The sequence below is a fragment of the Pedobacter fastidiosus genome (assembly GCF_014306625.1).
Lineage (GTDB): Bacteria > Bacteroidota > Bacteroidia > Sphingobacteriales > Sphingobacteriaceae > Pedobacter > Pedobacter fastidiosus.
In genome coordinates this window covers 201817-220905 of sequence record NZ_JACRYL010000006.1, presented here as the reverse complement: position 1 = coordinate 220905, position 19089 = coordinate 201817, and the positions used below count along the sequence as shown (strand labels likewise).

At 35.3% G+C, this 19089-nt stretch carries 12 protein-coding genes; 6 read left to right on the top strand and 6 right to left on the bottom strand.

Annotation, left to right across the window (positions count from 1 at the left end):
• Window positions 1-80: 80 nt before the first annotated feature.
• Window positions 81-2525 carry a transglycosylase domain-containing protein gene (locus H7U22_RS08655; RefSeq protein ID WP_187070948.1) on the top strand — a complete coding sequence of 815 codons (2445 nt, stop codon included), beginning with the start codon at window positions 81-83 and terminating at the stop codon, window positions 2523-2525.
• Window positions 2526-2702: 177 nt separating this feature from the next.
• Window positions 2703-5855 (top strand): peptidase MA family metallohydrolase, encoded by a 3153-nt coding sequence (locus H7U22_RS08650; RefSeq protein WP_187070947.1) that lies wholly within the window; start codon window positions 2703-2705, stop codon window positions 5853-5855.
• Window positions 5856-6090: 235 nt separating this feature from the next.
• Here H7U22_RS08650 and H7U22_RS08645 read toward each other — a convergent pair whose 3' ends face one another.
• Window positions 6091-6441 (bottom strand): GIY-YIG nuclease family protein, encoded by a 351-nt coding sequence (locus H7U22_RS08645; protein WP_187070946.1) that lies wholly within the window; start codon window positions 6439-6441, stop codon window positions 6091-6093.
• A gap of 132 nt (window positions 6442-6573) precedes the next feature.
• On the opposite strand from H7U22_RS08645, the gene H7U22_RS08640 reads away from it, so the two are divergent.
• The 4 genes from H7U22_RS08640 to bioD all read left to right on the top strand — a co-directional run bounded on the left by H7U22_RS08640 (window position 6574) and on the right by bioD (window position 9702).
• Window positions 6574-7350, top strand: coding sequence for an XRE family transcriptional regulator (locus tag H7U22_RS08640; protein WP_187070945.1), 777 nt, complete (start codon window positions 6574-6576; stop codon window positions 7348-7350).
• Window positions 7351-7429: 79 nt separating this feature from the next.
• Entirely contained in the window at window positions 7430-7879 is a 450-nt protein-coding gene (locus H7U22_RS08635) for a hypothetical protein (protein WP_187070944.1), read from the top strand.
• Between the two features lie 88 nt (window positions 7880-7967).
• On the top strand, window positions 7968-9098 hold the full coding sequence (locus tag H7U22_RS08630) for an aminotransferase class I/II-fold pyridoxal phosphate-dependent enzyme (protein WP_187070943.1): 1131 nt from the start codon (window positions 7968-7970) through the stop codon (window positions 9096-9098).
• Window positions 9091-9702, top strand: a complete 612-nt coding sequence (gene bioD, locus H7U22_RS08625) for a dethiobiotin synthase (RefSeq protein ID WP_187070942.1) — start codon at window positions 9091-9093, stop codon at window positions 9700-9702. The genes H7U22_RS08630 and bioD overlap by 8 nt, the downstream gene beginning before the upstream one ends.
• A gap of 45 nt (window positions 9703-9747) precedes the next feature.
• Here the strand turns inward: bioD and H7U22_RS08620 are convergent, their stop codons facing one another.
• The 5 genes from H7U22_RS08620 to H7U22_RS08600 form a co-directional block, all read right to left on the bottom strand.
• Window positions 9748-10647 (bottom strand): glycerophosphodiester phosphodiesterase family protein, encoded by a 900-nt coding sequence (locus tag H7U22_RS08620; protein WP_187070941.1) that lies wholly within the window; start codon window positions 10645-10647, stop codon window positions 9748-9750.
• Between the two features lie 35 nt (window positions 10648-10682).
• A complete protein-coding gene (locus H7U22_RS08615) occupies window positions 10683-12095 on the bottom strand; it encodes a calcineurin-like phosphoesterase C-terminal domain-containing protein (RefSeq protein WP_187070940.1) in 1413 nt (470 codons plus the stop codon).
• An 83-nt stretch (window positions 12096-12178) separates the two neighbouring features.
• Window positions 12179-13750: a DUF5689 domain-containing protein gene (locus H7U22_RS08610; protein WP_187070939.1), complete on the bottom strand. Its 1572-nt coding sequence runs from the start codon at window positions 13748-13750 to the stop codon at window positions 12179-12181.
• A gap of 20 nt (window positions 13751-13770) precedes the next feature.
• Entirely contained in the window at window positions 13771-15342 is a 1572-nt protein-coding gene (locus H7U22_RS08605) for a SusD/RagB family nutrient-binding outer membrane lipoprotein (protein ID WP_187070938.1), read from the bottom strand.
• Window positions 15343-15353: 11 nt separating this feature from the next.
• Window positions 15354-18680: a SusC/RagA family TonB-linked outer membrane protein gene (locus H7U22_RS08600; RefSeq protein ID WP_248284705.1), complete on the bottom strand. Its 3327-nt coding sequence runs from the start codon at window positions 18678-18680 to the stop codon at window positions 15354-15356.
• Between the last annotated feature and the right edge of the window lie 409 nt (window positions 18681-19089).

Genomic DNA, 19089 nt, shown 5'->3' with positions numbered 1-19089 from the left:
TAAATTAAATACATTAATTTGCATTTGGAGTTTTTTATATTTAGCGCCAAAGCATTTACCAATACAACATCTTGACCAATATGTTTAAAGAGATAAAGAACAAGTACTTACGTTATTCGGCAATCGGTATTTTTTTTATAATAATTTTCTTCTCCGCACTTCAACTTAATTTTTTATGGCTCTTTGGATACTCTCCAAGCTATCGCGACATTAAAGCGCCAACATTAAGAGTGGGCTCAGAACTCTACACTTCAGATGGAAAACTGATTGGAAGATATTTCAAAGAGAATAGAACACCTGTTAATTTTAACGAAATTTCGCCAAGTGTAATCAATGCTTTAGTGGCTACCGAGGACGTTCGCTTTTACAAACATTGGGGAATAGATGCCCAAGCCGTAGTTCGTGCGGTGGTAGGAATGGGAAAAGACGGTGGCGCCAGTACCATTACACAACAATTAGCGAAAAACTTATACAGAACACGCTATAATAAATCGTCTGGATTTTTATCCAAGCTACCTCTACTCAGAACAATTATTCCTAAGTTAAAGGAATGGATGACAGCCGTTAAACTTGAATCTAACTATTCAAAAAACGATATCATCACCATGTACTTAAATACAGTTTCCTTTGGAAATAATACTTATGGTATAAAAACCGCAAGTCGTATTTATTTTGATAAGGAAGCCAAAGAACTTGCACCAACTGATGCGGCATTGCTTGTTGGAATGCTCAAAGGAACATCATTATACAACCCAAGAAAAAACCCCATTAAAGCTTTAGAACGCAGAAATGTTGTTTTAGGCCAAATGAATAAGTACAAGTTTTTAAGTAAAGATAGTTTGACGCTACTAAGTCAACAACCTATTAAACTTAAGGAAGGAAAAATGGAAGATGGCAGTGACGGCGATTCTTATTTGAGAGCAGCGGTTGCAAAATACCTAGAAAAATGGTGCACTGATAACGGTTACGACTTATATGAAGATGGATTAAAAATATATACCACAATTGATTCTAAGCTTCAAAAATACGCAGAAGAAGCAGTTGCCGAGCAAATGAAAACGTTGCAGCGCAGATTTTATAATGTTTGGGGCAATGAAGATCCTTGGTATGATTCTGAAAAACAGAAAGTGGATTATCCAGATAGAGCGATGAAGAACTTGCCGATTTACAGTCTGTTGCAAAAGAAATTTCCTAACAATCCAGATTCTGTTTTGGCTTATTTTAATAAAAAGAAACGGATGCAGATTTTCACTTACAAAGGAGATCGCGACACATCATTCTCCACATTGGATTCTATCCGTTATTATGGCAAAATCCTGAATACAGGAATGATGACCATGGAACCATCCAGCGGAAAAATTAAAGTTTGGGTTGGTGGCATTGATCATAAATTCTTTAAATATGATCACGTTAATCAATCAAAACGCCAAGCAGGCTCTACTTTTAAACCTTTTGCTTACCTAACTGCCTTAGAACAAGGCATGAGTCCTTGCGATAAATTTACCGATAAACCTGTAAAAATTGCCTATCAAGACAAAGGTGAAACGAAATACTGGGAGCCTAAAAATGCCGATTACAGCGTTTCTTACCGCGAGATGAGTTTACGTTGGGCAATGGCCAAATCCGTTAATACCATCACTGCACAGGTTACCGAAAAAGTAGGCTGGGATAATGTTGTTAAATATGCACACGAATGTGGAATCGATAGTCACTTGGAATCTGTTCCTTCTGTTAGCTTAGGTTCTAACGATGTTAATGTTTATGAAATGGTTAAGGCCTACAGTACATTCATGAATAAGGGCATAAAAACTGATCCTATCTTAGTTGAAAAAATTACCGATCAAGATGATAACACAATCGATGAATTTAAGCCCAAAACAAAAAGAGTTTTAACAGAGGAAATTGCTTGGTTAATGACCTATATGTTCCGTGGTGGAATGGAAGAACCCGGAGGAACATCTCAGGCACTGTGGGAATGGCCAAATTTATTCAAAAAGAACAATCAAATTGGCGGTAAAACCGGAACATCATCAGATTATGTTGATGCTTGGTATATGGGTTTAACCAAAGATTTGGTAACCGGTGTTTGGGTTGGTTGTGATGAAAGAACAGCTCACTTTAAAAATGGTGAACAAGGTGAAGGTTCAAGAACTGCCTTGCCTATTTTTGCTAAATTTATGGAGAAGGTTTACCTAGATCCAACTTCTGGCTACACTTACGGCCCTTTTCCTAAATCTACTGTTCCAATTACCAGAACAATTAACTGCCCTAGTCCGCAATTTGTTGCGGATACCACTTCTACAGATAGTGTTTTGGTCGATTCAACTGAATTTACGGTACCAGAAGATCCGGCAAATCCTACTACTCCTGCAACCGTTCAGCCAGAGGTTAAAAAGGAAGAAACCAAAACGGATCCGGTTCAAAATCAGCCTGCTACCACAGCTCCATTAACCAAAAAGGAAGAGCGTGAATTGAAAAGGAAACAGCGACAAGAAGAAAGAGATAAGAAAAAGATTGACAACTAGTCTTTAACAAATATTATTTCCTTGGAATTAAGTGTTAACTACTACTTTTTCTAAGGAAATTTTCCTTAAAAGTGTTAAATTTTAAATAGTGATTTAAACAATTGCTATTTTTAATTTTCAAATCCTATACAATTACATTTTCGTACATGATTATAACATTTTACTAAAACTAAACATATGAAAATAGGCTTTACTTTAATGAGGCGATACATCCCGATTTTGCTCCTGCTTATTCTTTCTTTTTCAGTTAAAGCGCAGTATTTCGGACAAAACAAGGTGAGGTATAAAAAGCTTGATTTCAAGGTTTTACAAACTCCACACTTCGAAATTTACTATTACATTAAAAATGATAAGCTGTTAAAAAGGTTTTCTCAAGATGCAGAAACCTGGTATAAAATGCACCAGGAAGTTTTTAGAGATACTTTTTTAAAAAAGAATCCAATCATTTTATATAACAATCATCCAGATTTTCAACAAACTACTGCTCTCCAAGGCGAAATTGGGATTGGTACGGGCGGTGTAACAGAGGCTTTAAAAAACAGGGTTATTATGCCTGTTATGGAATTGAATAGTCAAACTCGACACGTTCTAGGCCATGAGCTTGTTCACGCATTTCAATACCATCTTTTGCTTGAAAAAGATTCTATTAGTTTAGAAAATGTTGGCAATACCCCACTGTGGATGGTAGAAGGAATGGCAGAATATTTATCAATCGGTAAAAAGGATGCCTTTACCTCGATGTGGATGCGAGATGCGATGCTGAATCGCGATATCCCCTCTTTAAAAGATTTAACCAACTCGAATAAATATTTCCCTTACCGTTACGGGCAAGCATTTTGGACTTATATAGGTTCTCAATATGGTGATACAACGATAGTTCCCCTGTTCAAAAATACGGCGAAATATGGCTATGAAAACGCCATAAGGTATACTTTCGGTTACGATGATAAAACATTATCTGGTTTATGGAAAAATGCGATTGATGAACATTATAAGCCCATGCTTAAAGCCGATAGTTCTCAAATTAAAATTACCGGAACAAAAATTATCGATAATAAGAATGCAGGTAATATGAACGTTGCTCCTGCCCTTAGTCCTGATGGTAAATATCTTGCTTTTATGTCGGAGAAGGATTTGTTTGGGATTGATTTATTCTTAGCAGATGCCAAAACGGGTACTATAATTAGAAAGCTGAGTAGTCAGATTTCCAATGGACATATTGATGATTTCAATTTTATAGAATCTGCCGGTGCTTGGTCGCCAGATAGCAAACAATTTGCCTTTAGTATTTTTAGTCACGGTAAAAACCAAATGATGATTATCAACGTGGCAAATGGAACTACCGTTTCTCAAACAGCTATGGAGCAAGTGCAACAATTTGGAAATTTAACTTGGTCGCCTAATGGAAAAGATGTCGCTTTCTCTGGAATGGTAGAAGGTCAGAGCGATATATTTTCATACAATTTAGATACAAAGACAATCAGTCAGATTACAAATGATGAGTATTCTGATTATGCACCAAATTATTCTCCAGATGGAAAAAAATTGGTTTTCTCTTCGGATAGAGCGGCGATTCAGGCTAAAAATGTGAGTGCAGTTAATCCAATTAACTTAACAATTTATGATATTGCAACAAAATCTGTTAGTAATTTAGATGTGTTTCCCGGTGCGAACAATCTAAACGCACAGTTCTCTTCAAACAGTCAGAACATTTATTTCCTGTCAAATAGAGATGGATTTAGAAATTTATACAAATACAATTTTGCAGATAATACTGTAGATCAATTAACAGATTACTTTACAGGGATTAGCGGAATTACAGAATTTTCTCCTGCTATTTCAGTATCTACAACTGATGATATTGTTTACAGTTATTATCGTTACCAACGCTATACTTTGTACAATGCAAAATTGAGCAGTTTCAAAGCTAAGCGTGTAGGTAATAAAGAAGAGAATTTCGATGCGGCTATTCTTCCGCCCATGGAAAATGTTGGTGTAAACATTATCAATTCTAACTTAAACAATTACGATCGTTTTGAAAAAGTTGTAGCCGATTCTTTAAAAACCATTCCTTATACCCCAAAATTCAGATTAGATTATTTGGCAAATAGTGGTGTCGGGGTTTCTAGCAGTCGCTTTGGAACTGGTGTTTCTGGTGGTATTGTTGGAATGTTTAGCGATATTTTAGGAACCAATCAGATTATCGCCAATCTATCTGTTAATGGAGAAATTTATGATTTTGGTGGGTTAGTTGGTTACATCAATCAAAAAAGCAGAATAAATTGGGGAGCTGCAGTTTCTCATATTCCTTATGTTTCGGGTTTTAGCTCTTACGGCTTCGAGCAATTGCCAACTGCGAATAACCAAACAACGGATGCCATAAATTATAGAACAGATATTATTAGAACCTTTGAGGATCAAATTCAAGTTTTTGGCGCTTATCCATTTAGCAAAATACACAGGTTTGAATTGGGTGGTGCATTTTCGCATTATAGCTATAGAATAGATCGTTATAGCAATTATTATAGTCCTGACGGTTATTTTTTGGGTTCTGATAGAAGTAAAATCTCAAACGACCAAGCATCATTAGATTATGGCGTTCCTTTTAACTCCTTTACACTTTATCAATTAAATGCTGGCTTTGTGGGCGATAATTCAATCTTTGGATTAACTGGCCCATTAGACGGCTTTAGGTACCGTGTGAGTGCTGAAAAGTATTTTGGAACCTACAATTTTGCTGGCGTTACTGCCGATTTAAGAAAATATTGGAGATTAAAACCAATAACCATCGCAGCAAGATCTTACAATACGCTAAGAATTGGTAAAGATGCAGATCGCCTTTATCCAATGTACGTAGGCTATCCATATTTAATTAGAGGATACGAATCCAATTCCATCTATAAAACAACATCGCAAAGATCAGATCAATCCTTTGATATAAACCAGTTAAGCGGAAGTAAAATTGCTGTATTTAATTTCGAACTTCGTTTACCATTTACTGGGCCAAAGAAATTAGCTGCAATTCCATCGAAATTCTTATTTACAGATTTAAACCTATTTTTTGATGCTGGTTTGGCTTGGACAAATGATACAAAGGTTGCCTTCAAAAGCGAACCAACTTATACAGATGTGCCCGTAAAAGATGAAAACGGAGTGGTAATTGGCTCCTATCAAACCACCACAGAACGTGTACCTGCAATGAGTGTTGGAATTTCGCTAAGGGTAAATGTATTTGGCTATTTTGTATTAGAGCCATACTATGCAATTCCTTTCCAGCGTAAAGATGTTAAAGCTGGGGTTTTCGGTTTAACATTTGCACCGGGTTGGTAATCATTAAGGATTTAATGCTTGAGTTTTAAATAATAGAATAAATACTAAGCGCATTTAGAATATAACACGAATAACAGCAAAAAGAGGCTATATCATAAATCAATTTTTTATTAGTATCACATTGAGCTTGTCGAAATGCTATAAAATTGCATCTTATTAGTCTTTCGACAAGCTCAGGATGACATTTATTTTTATGATATGGGCTCTTTTTCTGAGATTCAAACATTTTTATTACTTAAGATAGGCTTGTAAACGCCATCTTAACTTGATTGGTCATATTTCTATGCAAAAGGATATTTTCAAAATCCAAGCCAATAGTTAAATCGATCCAATCTGGATTACATGATCTAACCAAACGCTCTTTCTGCATACGTGTAAAACGACTAATTAATTTAAATCGGCCTAAAGCCTGTGCTTCAGTTTTAAATTCTTCAAAATAAACCAAGCGGGTTAATTGCTTTCCGTTATCGAAAAATAAGTTTGGCATCTGCTTGTAGAAATCCAGTGTCTTAATCAAATCAGAGCTCATACCTACGTGCATAGTTGTGCGGTTTCTGTCGGTAACGATGTAAACAAACTTTTTCATAATAACGTGTTTAAAATTAAAACTAAACTATTTAGCATACTCTCTTGCAAATCAAAATAATATTACTAACTTTATGAGCATAAAATTACTAACTATTTTAGTAATTCCAAATTTATTTTAAAATTTATTTTTATGTCAAATATTTCAAATAATTTAAAGTACCTCAGGAAGAAAAAAGGCCATACACAGCAGAATTTCGCTGATATTATGGAAATCAAGAGATCGCTAATTGGCGCTTACGAAGAAGATCGTGCTGAACCGAAATATGATTTGCTAAAAAGAATAGCTGAATATTTCGACTTAACCATCGATGAATTCATCAATGAGAAGATTTCTGACAGCTGGAAACCCAAGCCAAAAAGTACAGGTTCTAACTTAAGGGTATTAAGTATTTCTGTTGATCAAAACGACAGAGAGAATATAGAACTCGTTCCGGTGAAGGCGAGTGCTGGTTATCTAAATGGTTTTTCTGATCCACAATATATAAGTGATTTACCAAAATTTCAGTTGCCGTTAGCTGCGCTTCGTCAAGGAACTTTTCGAGCGTTTGAGATCATGGGCGATAGTATGTTGCCTGTTCAACCTGGTAGTGTAATTATTGGCGAGTATTTGGATAACTGGAATGAAGTAAAAACTGGAGAAACTTACATTGTTATTAGTAAAAATGAAGGCGTTGTTTATAAAAGAGCAGGCAATCGTTTTAGAGAAAATAAGGATTTGAAATTAGTTTCTGATAATAAAGTTTATGATGCTTATACCATTGCAGCCGATGATATTTTAGAAATCTGGAGAGCTAAAGCCTATATATCTACTTCATTACCAGAACCTGCACCAGACCCAACTATGGAAACTTTAACCCAAATGATGGCGCAAATGCAGAAATCGATTTCTCAACTTAACAAGAATTAACATTTTTTAACAGCTGCTGATTAAACCGTTTGCTCTTTTTTATATCTATCTATTAACAAACACATAAAAAAACATAAACATGAAAAGAGCAATTTTAACAATAGCAATTGCAGTGATGGGTTTCACCGCTGCATTTGCTCAAGACACGACCAGAAAGGCAAGAAGAGAAATGCCAAAAATGACAGCAGAACAAAGAGCCGAAAAAGCTACTGCAGGCATGGAAAAGAGATTAGGTTTATCTGCTGATCAAAAAACTAAAGTTTACCAAGTTGAACTGGATAGAGCAAAAAAAATGGATGCCATGAGAACTGGAAATCCAGCTGATATGAAAGGCAAAAGAGGTGAAATGAAAGCTTCTATGGATAAATCTAAAGCTGATTTAGATAATATTTTAACTTCAGAGCAAAAAACTAAAATGGAGGCATTAAGAGCTGAACAAAAAGGCAAAATGAAAGATAGAAAACCAGGTATGGGAAGAGGAAAAAAAGATAAAGCACCTGTAGTATCTAATCCACCGACACAAGGATAATTTTGATATTAGCTTAAATAAATTTTAAAATAGTACATTTTTTTAGAAAGCGTTCCGATTAACGGAACGCTTTCTTTATTTTTGGCCAATGAGCAAAATCAAAAAATTTCTTAATTTAAAATTGAAGGAAAGAGAAGAAAATCTTTCATTAAGAAATTTATCTACGAACTTCCCTCCTATAGATTTCTGCTCAAACGATTACTTAGGTTTTGCAAAATCTGATGAATTAACCAATCTCATTTCGACGAATATTTCAAATCTTACCAACTATAAAAATGGTTCTGGCGGTTCCAGATTATTAAGTGGTAACTCAACTTACATAGAAGAAACCGAACAGTTTATAGCAAACTTTCATGAGGCTGAATGTGGTTTAATTTTTAATTCTGGTTATGATGCCAATATTGGTTTACTCTCTAGCATCCCACAGCGTGGAGATACGATAATCACAGACGAATTTATTCATGCAAGTATAATTGATGGATGTAGATTAAGCCACGCCACTCGATATAAATTTGCACACAACAATACAAATGAGCTTGAAGAAAAACTAAAAAATGCCAAAGGAAATGTATTTGTGGTGGTAGAAAGTGTATATTCTATGGATGGCGACCTTGCTCCGCTTATAGAAATTTCAGCACTTTGCGAAAATTATAAAGCCAATTTAATTGTTGATGAAGCACACGCTACTGGAATTTTTGGAGATTTTGGAAAAGGCTTGGTAAATAAACATGATCTCCAAACCAAAGTTTTCGCCAGAATTATAACTTTCGGTAAAGCAATGGGAATTCATGGCGCAATAGTTTTGGGAAGCGAAAATTTACGTCACTATCTAATTAATTTTGCTAGATCTTTTATTTACACCACCGCCGCTCCCATTCATAATATTGTGGCGATTAAGTCTGCTTATGAAATCCTTCAAAATTTAGACTTTCAGAAAATTCACAAAAAAATTGAAATTTTCAGAAAGTTGATCAAAGAAAATAACATTCAATCTTTAAATAGCTTGAGTACCATTCAAGGAATTGTTTTTTCAAATAATGAGGCTACAAAAAATGCTTCAAAATATTTACAGGAAAAAGGCTTTGATGTTCGTGCAATATTAAGTCCGACGGTGCCTGCTGGCAAAGAACGACTTAGAATTTGTTTACACACCTTTAATACTGATGAAGAAATAATTTCATTAGTAAAACATTTAAAAGAGATCCAGCTAAATGGTTAAATATTTTATTACCGGAATTGGAACAGGGATTGGCAAGACTTTGATCAGCACCATCTTAACAGAAAAACTTAAAGCAGACTATTGGAAACCCATTCAATCGGGCGATTTGGAAACAAGCGATAGCAAAACAATTGCAAGTTTAATTAGCAATAATTTAACTGTTATCCATCCAGAAAGTTATAGGTTAACGCAACCTTTATCTCCACATTTATCTGCCAAATTGGATGGAATACATATCAATCTCGATCAAATTGTTATCCCAGAAACCACAAATAATCTGATAATAGAAGGTGCTGGTGGTTTGATGGTTCCTTTAAATGAAAACGAACTGATTGTAGATTTAATCAAAAAATTAGATGTCGAAGTAATTTTGATTTCTCAGAACTATCTTGGAAGTATTAACCATACATTACTATCAATCAACCTTTTAAATCAATATAACATTAAGATTAAGGGGATAATTTTTAATGGTGAAGAGAACTTAGAAACTGAAAGATTTATTCTGCAATATTCTAAAACAAAAAAGCTAGGGTCTGTGCCTAGCTTAAAAAAAATCGACAAGTTAAATGTTATTTCTTCAGGAAATCTAATCTCGCTTGATTAGGTTGCTAGCTTCAAAGCAACAGAAAACCTTTATAAAACTGAGATTCTATTTCGTTTGAACCAGCACATCTGGATAATCAGAAATAATTCCATCCACATTTAAATCTTTAAGTTTTTTAATGTCCTCAGGAGTATTTGCCGTCCACGGAATAATTTTAATGCCCTCTGCATGTGCCTTATTTACCATTTCAGCAGTAACCATTTGCCAAACAGGACTCAAAATAAATGGCTTAAAGCCTAAATCAGTGATATTTTCTTCGTAAGTTTTTTTGTTGGCAACCAAGAATGAAGTTCTTACTTTCGGATATTTCTTGTTGATAATTTGAATAGTTCTTTTATCAAAAGATTGAATGACAACGTAATCCAAAATCTTTTTCTTTTTCAAAACGCCCATTAATAAATTAACAAATGTTTCAGGATCTGGATTGGTAACGCCGTCACCTTTTACATCGCACTTCGTTTCAATGTTATAAAAGAACTGCTTTCTATTATTACTTGTGATATCCTTTTGCACTGCATCAATCAAATCTTCCAACAATGGAATTTGAGTTTTAATTTTCTGCTGTTTTGGAAAACCAACCAAAGTTTTTGAACCTAAATCGAATTGCTTTAAATCGGCATAATTCATTCCAAAAATTGGATATTTCTTCGCATCGGTATCTGGAATATCCTGCCCATCTGGCGTGCGCATAAAACCAGGACTTAAATAATCATCGTGTGTAACAACAACTTTTCCATCTTTTGTAATGTGAGTATCCATTTCTAATGTTGTAATACCATCGATTTTCATAGCATTTAACATCGCCAGAATGGTGTTTTCTGGCATCAAACCTCTTCCACCACGATGAGCTTCAGCACTAAATGCAGGGAATTGAGCTTGACTAAAGGATTTAACAGAACACAGACTTGTAGCGATTAATAAAAAAAGGGATGCTCTTAATTTCATGATTTTTGTATTTGATTAATGAGTTATGTTTTAAACTAGCCGTTAAATTCTGCTTCAAAAATTTCACCAAAACGATCAGTAGCCACAACTTTTACTTTTTTTATTGATGGCTCAAAATGGGCTACAAATAAATGTTCGGTAGAGTGCGGTTCAGGAAAAGTTCTTCCGGCAGGCAAAGTATCACCTTTGTAAAGCTTTACTGTTTCCGGATCGTAACCCTTCTGATTTTCCATTGTACCTATTGCTTTTCCATCTAAAAAGTATTCAACTTTCCATTGCGGATCCCAATTCCAAACATTTGCAATAAGTCTTTTTTGATTGGTTAATTCATCCACGTAAATATGAATTTGTTCCTTCCTACTTAATCCAGTTGGTTGATAATACCACTTTAGTTCTGTTCCGTTAACTTCGTAAACGCCATAACCTCTTGGTGTTCCATCTTCACAAACTGGGCCTGTCCACCATGCGCCACAAACTGCACCATGATTATGCTCGAAAATACCGTTGGTAATCACATTTCGATTGTAATGCGTATGGCCAGACATGATATGAACATTGGTAAAACCGCTTAAAACAGCATATAAATCGCTATTATTTTTCACCGAATTATGAACAGGAATATGGAGGTTGATAATAAGAAGGGCATCTTTTGCTACAAATTTTAAATCTTTAGCCAACCAATCTAACTGTGCCTGAGTAATAAAGCCATCGTAAGTTCTTTCTATGCCTAAGTAACGAACATCGTCCATCACCACATAATGTGCCCTACCTCGATTAAAAGAGTAATAGGTTGGGCCATAATGTTCTTGAAAAGTTTTGTCAGAAGTTTCATCGCCACCCAACCTGTAATCCATATCATGATTACCCAAACATTGAAAGAATGGAATACCCATTTCTACTACTGCTTTATTATAATCTTCAAAAAGATCATGATTATCCCAAACGATATCCCCCACAGTAATGCCGTGAACAGGAATTTTACCCATTCCGCTGATAACCTTTTTAGTATCGGGAACCGAAGTAGTCATCATTTTCTCAACATCTTTTTTGTTCTTAACCTGCGGATCTGCCCAAATGATAAAATTGTGTCTATTATCATTCACCTTCATGGCTTTCAACTCAAAATTCAAGATTGTTTTACTGGCGAGTTGCTCGTAATGTTTCGCTAAAAAACTATCTGTAGTAAACTCATAACCTGATGGCGTACTGATCCAAATAAATTTAGCTAATGGGTTAACTTCAATTGTGTAATTACCTTTTTTATCGGTTTGAACTACATTAAAACCATCAGAAACCACAACGTTGGCGATTCCTTTACCTTTGCTCATTACCTGACCATTGATTTTGTTATCGCTATCGAGCAAAGAAAATGCAGAAAAAGATTTTAAGCTAACAAATAAAGTTGTTGTTAGTAAGCCGGTTTTTTGAATGAAGGATCTTCTATTCATTTTAAAGAAAAAATTTTTAGGGCGATTTTATTTAAAAACTCAAGGAAGCTTAAACGGCTTCCCTGAGTAAATTTATGTTTAATTTATTTTAAAATTGTAGATGGAACTCCATCTGGAATTTCCGTTGTTGGTGCTGGAAAAACTCCTTCAATCTCATTTAACTGTGATGTTTTTGTTAATAGGAAATTGGTTGATGTTCTAGCTTTTACCCACTTACCTAAAGTTACATTGTAAATCCCTCCTAGTTTGTAATAATAACCTTGATCAGAAACAGCATTTGGATGATAAGCAAAGAATAAGGTATTTGTTCCTTGCCTATAAAAAGGTTGATTTGCTAAAGTAATTGGATCAATAACATCATATAAATCGGTATTACCTATTCTAAAACCAACAGCTGGTGGACCTGCTGAGAATAAGCTTCCTCCGCTTGAAACAAATACCACATCAATTGGTCTTGTAGAAGCATCAACAGTAATGCCTGCAAAAGCGGCTATCCCATAAGCGTTTCCGCTATTTGCGAGTAGATTGGTTGTTTTAGTTCCAAAACCATCACCATTTGTGGTAGAATAGTTAAATGATCTAATCCATTTTGATGAAGCAATACTCGTTGAATTAGTACTGTTAATTAACTTATTTGCACCGCCAACATAAAAGAATTGGCCTTTCGCCACTGTTCCAGTTGTAAGGTTAAACTTGTATGTTCTAATGTCTCCAGTTGCCCATCCGTTAATAGGATTTCCTACAGGTGTAGAGGCGCCAGCGTTATTAGTAGTTACTACAGAAAATGGGGTTACTGCGAAGTTGATATCCTTTGTTGCTAGAAACTGAATGTATTCATTGTTTGCATCAGTTCCCATTGGATCGGCAATGAAGCCAGAGATTACAAAAGCGGGTATTTCTACTACCGAACTTAAAGTAACAATATCAGATCCAGTACGCAATCTATGTTGAGGAACAACTTTACCATCCGTTCCAACTTTATTTACAATAATACCAAGATAGTTTCCAGAAACTGGTGGAATTGTATTGGCAAAAGTTGCTGTAGCTTCTGTGTGCAAAGTCAAATCATCAAATCCATCGTTTAAAGTCTTATCACCAGATAACACCTCATTTGGTGCCAATTGTGGATTATAAGTACCTTTTACTATTGATAAAAGCGTACTCTCGTACTTGTCTGGATTGGCTAAAATTGCAGAGCTCGGCACGCGATTAGGAATAATTTTCACATTTGAAGCTACTTTCTTAATTGCACTTGCAGAAACGTTAGTGATTTGAAGATTTCCATTAACTCTTTTTAAAACCGCCCCTTCAACATTAACCATAATAGAATCGCCAGTTGTAAAATTAGAAGCTTCAGTTCCCAACGGAATCTGAATTCCACGTAATTCATTTAATCTTCTCCTATCTTGAACGAACAAAATACCTGAAGGCAAATTTTTCCCAGAGTGATCAGAAATTACAACAGCACTAATGCTTGTTGATCCAAACATATTTTCAGTACTTAAGGTTACATCAGATCCTTTGTAAAGATTCCTCAAATCGAATAAACCAATGTTCGGACTCACAACACCACCAGGATAATTTGATTTTTCGCACCCTAACCATAATATTGGTACTGAAAATAACAGAATGCTATATAATATTATCTTTTTCATTTTAATAAGTTTAATAGTGATTAAGGTTTTTGCCACCAAACATTAGTCGATATAACATCTGGCCCTTGAGCAGAAACCGCTTTTTGATAATTGGTTGGATTTGCAGATTGCACATACACTGGGTAAGCCATTCTTGCTGGCATAACACCACCATTTCTTAATCCTGCTCCCTTTGGTAAAATAGGGTGACCTGTGCGACGGTATTCGAACCATTGTTCCATATCGACCAAGAATAATGCATAGTATTTTTGCAGATGGATTTGCTCCATTTTTCCATCAAGAGACAAGGTGTTATCCCAATCAATATCTGCATTGGTGATGTAATCTTTAACTACTTGGGATGAAATAGAAGTTGGAAAAGTTGGAACCCAATAATTAATAGAGGCTGCTATACCTGTGTTATAATAGTTTTCAGCTGATCCGCTAATCCACCCTTTTGCTGCTGCTTCTGAAAGTACGAACTGAAGTTCAGCATAATTCATTAAAATTCCCGTTAATGGAGATTGTTGAAGTGAGCGCACTCCAAGCGTACCTGTACTTGTTTGATCGTAAGAATAAAAATATGCTTCTTTTACTATTCCTGTTCCAATGGCGTAACCACTAGGTACTCCCTTAAAACCACCGGTTGCACCTTGTGAAATCCCTAAACGGTTAACGCCAGAAACCGCATAACCGTTAGCTACAGATATATCAATCCTGGGGTCGCCCCAATTGCTTAAATGTTCAATAAAGAAACTTCCAATAGCTGGTGATCTAAAATCTTGTGCTCTTACTCCATTTACATAGGGCGATACATAAGCATCTGTTCCAATTGTACCGCTCCATTTCAATGTTGCGCAATCGGCATTGCTCGTCATGATTGGATATGTGGTACTTTTTGTATCTACAATCTCTTTAATTTTAGCGATAACCTGAGCGGAAACATCAGATTTCCCTGAAACCCTCAACAACAATCTTAAATATAACGAGTTACAGAATTTGCGCCATTTAGTTATATCTCCATTAAAAACAGGATCGCTCGATGGAACAATAGTTGTTCCTGCACTTAGCAAAGTATTTGCCTCTTCTAGTTTATTAAATAGATCAAGATAAATATCCTTTTGTTTATCAAAGGCAGGTTCTAAAACACCGTCATTTCCTAAATTGGATTTTGAATATGGGACATCGCCGTAAGTATCAGTAAGCATTGCATAAACCCACGATTGGCAAACTAAAGAGATGCCTTGATATGATTTATTAATCATTCCGGGTTCGCCAGCCAACTTATAAATATCTTTAAAATTGGTTAACTGAACATACCATGCATTCCATAAATAATCAGAAAATGTACTTCTATATTCATACCTAAAAACTGCACCATCGCCATCACTTATGGCAACGGTAACTTGCATTAATTCGTTGTTAAAGTTTCTATTTCGCATCATTGCTGGCGAAAGTGTATTCACTAAAGCGGGTGCCAGTAACTTTTCTGGCTTCGTAGAGATAATGTTAATTGGGTCGACATTAATGTCTTGAAACCCTTTATCGCATGAGGATAATGTCGTTATTGACACTAGAACTACACCGATAATTTTATATAAATTCTTTTTCATTGTTTAAAAGATTATATGCCAATTGATAAATTGAAACCATAGGTTCTGGTTGATGGAAACTGTCCAACTTCAAAGCCTGTAACGATATCCGAACCAGCGAGTGTTCCAAATTCTGGATCGAACATTGGCCATGGCGACCAGATGAAAAGGTTACGACCATAAACTCCGAAAGATGCTGTAGATAAACCCAATTTTTTAAGGAATTTTGGATTGAATCTATAGTTGAAAGAGGCTTCTCTAAATTTTATAAAATCAGTTCTGAAAGTACTTCCTTCGGCATTATCAGCACCCATTTGCGAGCGATAATATTCATCTATATCGTAAGCAACCGTTGTATTTGGAACATAAGTACCATCAGCCTTTTGCACCACACCATTCCCAATAATACCATTGTAACGGCCAGGAAGCGTTACTGCTAATTTTCCCTGCTCTACCAGTTTGTAATTTAATAAGGAGTGCGCTACACCACCAAGCTGAGCATCAAAAAGAACATTTAAACTAAAGTTTCGGTAACTGAAATTACTCCCGATGCTTCCTTTATATTTCGGCATTGTATTACCTAAGTAAACCACATCTGTTGTAATTTTGGCAAAACCGGTTGTGGCATCATAAACAACATTGCCATCAGGATCTCGAACATAACCTCTACCGTACAAATCACCCATGCTCCCACCAACTTTGGCCACAATCTGTCCACCGGCCACTGGCCCTGTTCTCAAAATAATCGAACTATCAGTTAAGGATTTAATTTTATTTTGATTGGATGCAAAAGTCAGGTTTAAAGTCCATTTAAAACCATTTTTACTGGTTATTGGTGTTCCGTTTACGGCAACTTCTACCCCCATATTATTTACCTGTCCAGCATTAATCAATGCCTGGTTATAACCTGAAGAACGATCTACAATTCGAGTTAAAATTTGGTTTTTAGTATTGCCAGCATAAACAGCAACATCAAATCCCAATCTATTATTTAGCAATCTAACTTCTGTACCAACTTCGTATGTGGTTGTTTTTAAAGGTTTAAGATTTTCATTTGGTAAAATGGTTGGATTCTGTAAGGCACTATCTGGATAAATTCCGTTTGATGCCAGCGAATAAGTATATGCAGTTCGGTAAGGCGTTGTACCGCCACTTCCTACTTGAGATACTGATGCCCTAATCTTTGCAAAGGTGATTGCCTTTGGTAATTTCCAGAATTCGGATAAGACAAAACTTCCACTAACGGATGGATAGAAAAAGCCAACATTATCTGTTCTGGTTACGGTTGCCAAAACACTGCTCCAATCTTTACGAGCCGTTACATCTACATATAAATAATTTTTGTAGCTGGTAGAAAGGATTCCATAAAAACTGTTAATTCTATATCTACTTGTATCAGGAATCGAAACCAACGGATATAAATTATTCGTCAATTCATAAATGTTCGGAATTTTTAATCCATCTGCACGCAAATCAGATTTGTTGTACTTATTTCTTAATTGGCTTCCACCTGCGGATAAGTTGAAGTTTAAATCTTTACCAACTTTTTTGTCGTAACGAATTAGAAAATCGGTATTGGTTTCTTGCGAATAGATATTCTGTTTACGAACAGAACCTTGAATTAACTTACTTCCAGAGTCGTAAGGACGTTCCTGAGCTCGTTTCTCCTCGGCCATATCAATACTTGAGCGTACTTGAACACTTAAGTTTTTGGTAATTTGATAACTAACCTGAGCATTTGCAGTAACGTTATTACGACCTGTTTTATTAATAAACTCATTTACAACTGCATAAGGGTTTTCTGGAAACGAACTAAATGGATATTTAATCTGTCTATTCTCTTGTCCATTTGCCCAGTAATTTTTAATCCAATCTAAACTTGCATTGGGTTGCCAGAAAATATACCAATACATTAAAGATTGATTACCATAGCCTGCACCTGGCAGGTTATCGCTAAATCTATTTCCATAATTTATTTTGGTAGAAAACTTTAGTTTACTGGTAATATCGGTATTGGTTGATAAGGAAACCGTTGTACGTTCGATCCCAGTTTTGGGAACAATCCAAGTATTATTTTGATTGGTAATGGATACACGAGCAGTTGTTGTTCTTATTTTTCCATCGATACTTAACGAGTTTGTTAAATTCTCACCAGTACTAAAAAAATCTCTAATTTGATTGGTGTACGGAACCCAAGGCGTTCTAGTTTTCCCTGTAGTTTGCGTTATGGGATCATATTGAAAGAACATTTGCCCATCAAATTTTGGTCCATAAGCAGAACTTGTTCCACTGGTACTCGCACCATCAGCAGTTGTGCCATACGAATAATAAGCAGCACCATCTAAACCTTGTCCGTATTCATACTGCAAATCCGGCCAACGGTTAACCTCTTCAAAAGATCCATTAGAAGTAAACTTGATTCCGACTTTCTTCCGCTTAGAATTACCAGATTTTGTAGTAATTAAAATTGCGCCATTGGCACCTCTTTGTCCATATAAGGCAGCCGCTCCCGGACCTTTCAAAACGGTTACACTTTCAATATCCTCTGGATTAATATCATTTGTTGTACTCCCATAATCAGCAGGCATGTTATCACTTCCGGTACCGTAAACAGCATCAGATCCGTTTGCAGTACGTCTACCACCACTATTGTTAATTACTACTCCATCAACAACAATTAGGGCTTCATTATCTCCAGTTAGGTTATTTTCTCCACGTAAAATAATCTTAATTGAACCCGCTGGGCCACTATTCGATCTAACCAGATTTAAGCCAGCAACTTTGCCAGAAAGTGCATCTGTCCAGTTGGTAGAAACTGCATCTGTTAGTTGTGTACTGTCTATCTTTGTAACTGCATAACCCAGTGCTTTCTCTTCTCTTTTGATCCCTAAAGCGGTAACAACCACTTCATTTAATTGGCTGTTGGAAGATTTTAACCTAATGGTTACCCCGTTTTGATTGGCTGAAAATGCTCTGCTTATTGGGGTATAACCCACCATATTAAAGGATATTGAACTACCTTTTAAAATGGAAACTGAAAATTCGCCATTTTCGTTTGTAACCCCTACAACACGTTTCGCATTATCGCTAATCGTAGTTCCAATAAGTAGCAAACCGTCTTCATCATCTAATATTTTACCTTTTATAATTACGTTCTGGGTAGGTTGCTGAGCATAAACATCAGTAATTAGATTAGATTGAAGAAAAATACTTAATAATAAAATTTTGAAACAAAATGAAAAAGGATATCTCGTAAAAATCGATCTCTTTTCATCTTCTGTGGGATGTTTTGAAATTACATACCCATTTTTAGTCCTATGCCAAAGCATTAGAACTGTTTGAGTAAAAAGTTTGTTCATATTGGAATTTAAATAATTAGGATGTTCTTTTCGTTTTCGGATTAACGGCAAAGTAATAGCCCTAAGATTAAATTTGTATTAAGACAAGGTTAAAAAAACCAATAACAGACTTTAATAGTTTCGATTTATTATCTAACACATTTCGATATGTTACTTATTTAGATAAAAAGAAACGAAATGAGTTTTTTAAAATTTAATGATAGTTTATAATTTGATATTATAAACCTAAAAAGAGACAATAGAGATATACAAAAAAAACACTAATACAGCTCTAATGTATTAATTTAGAATATTTAGATGATGATAAAATTGAAATCATGTAATTATATACTCCCTTTTATTTTTAAAGAGACACTAATTTTAATTTATTTGTTATATGATAAATGTTACTGTAACATTTCTATTCAAC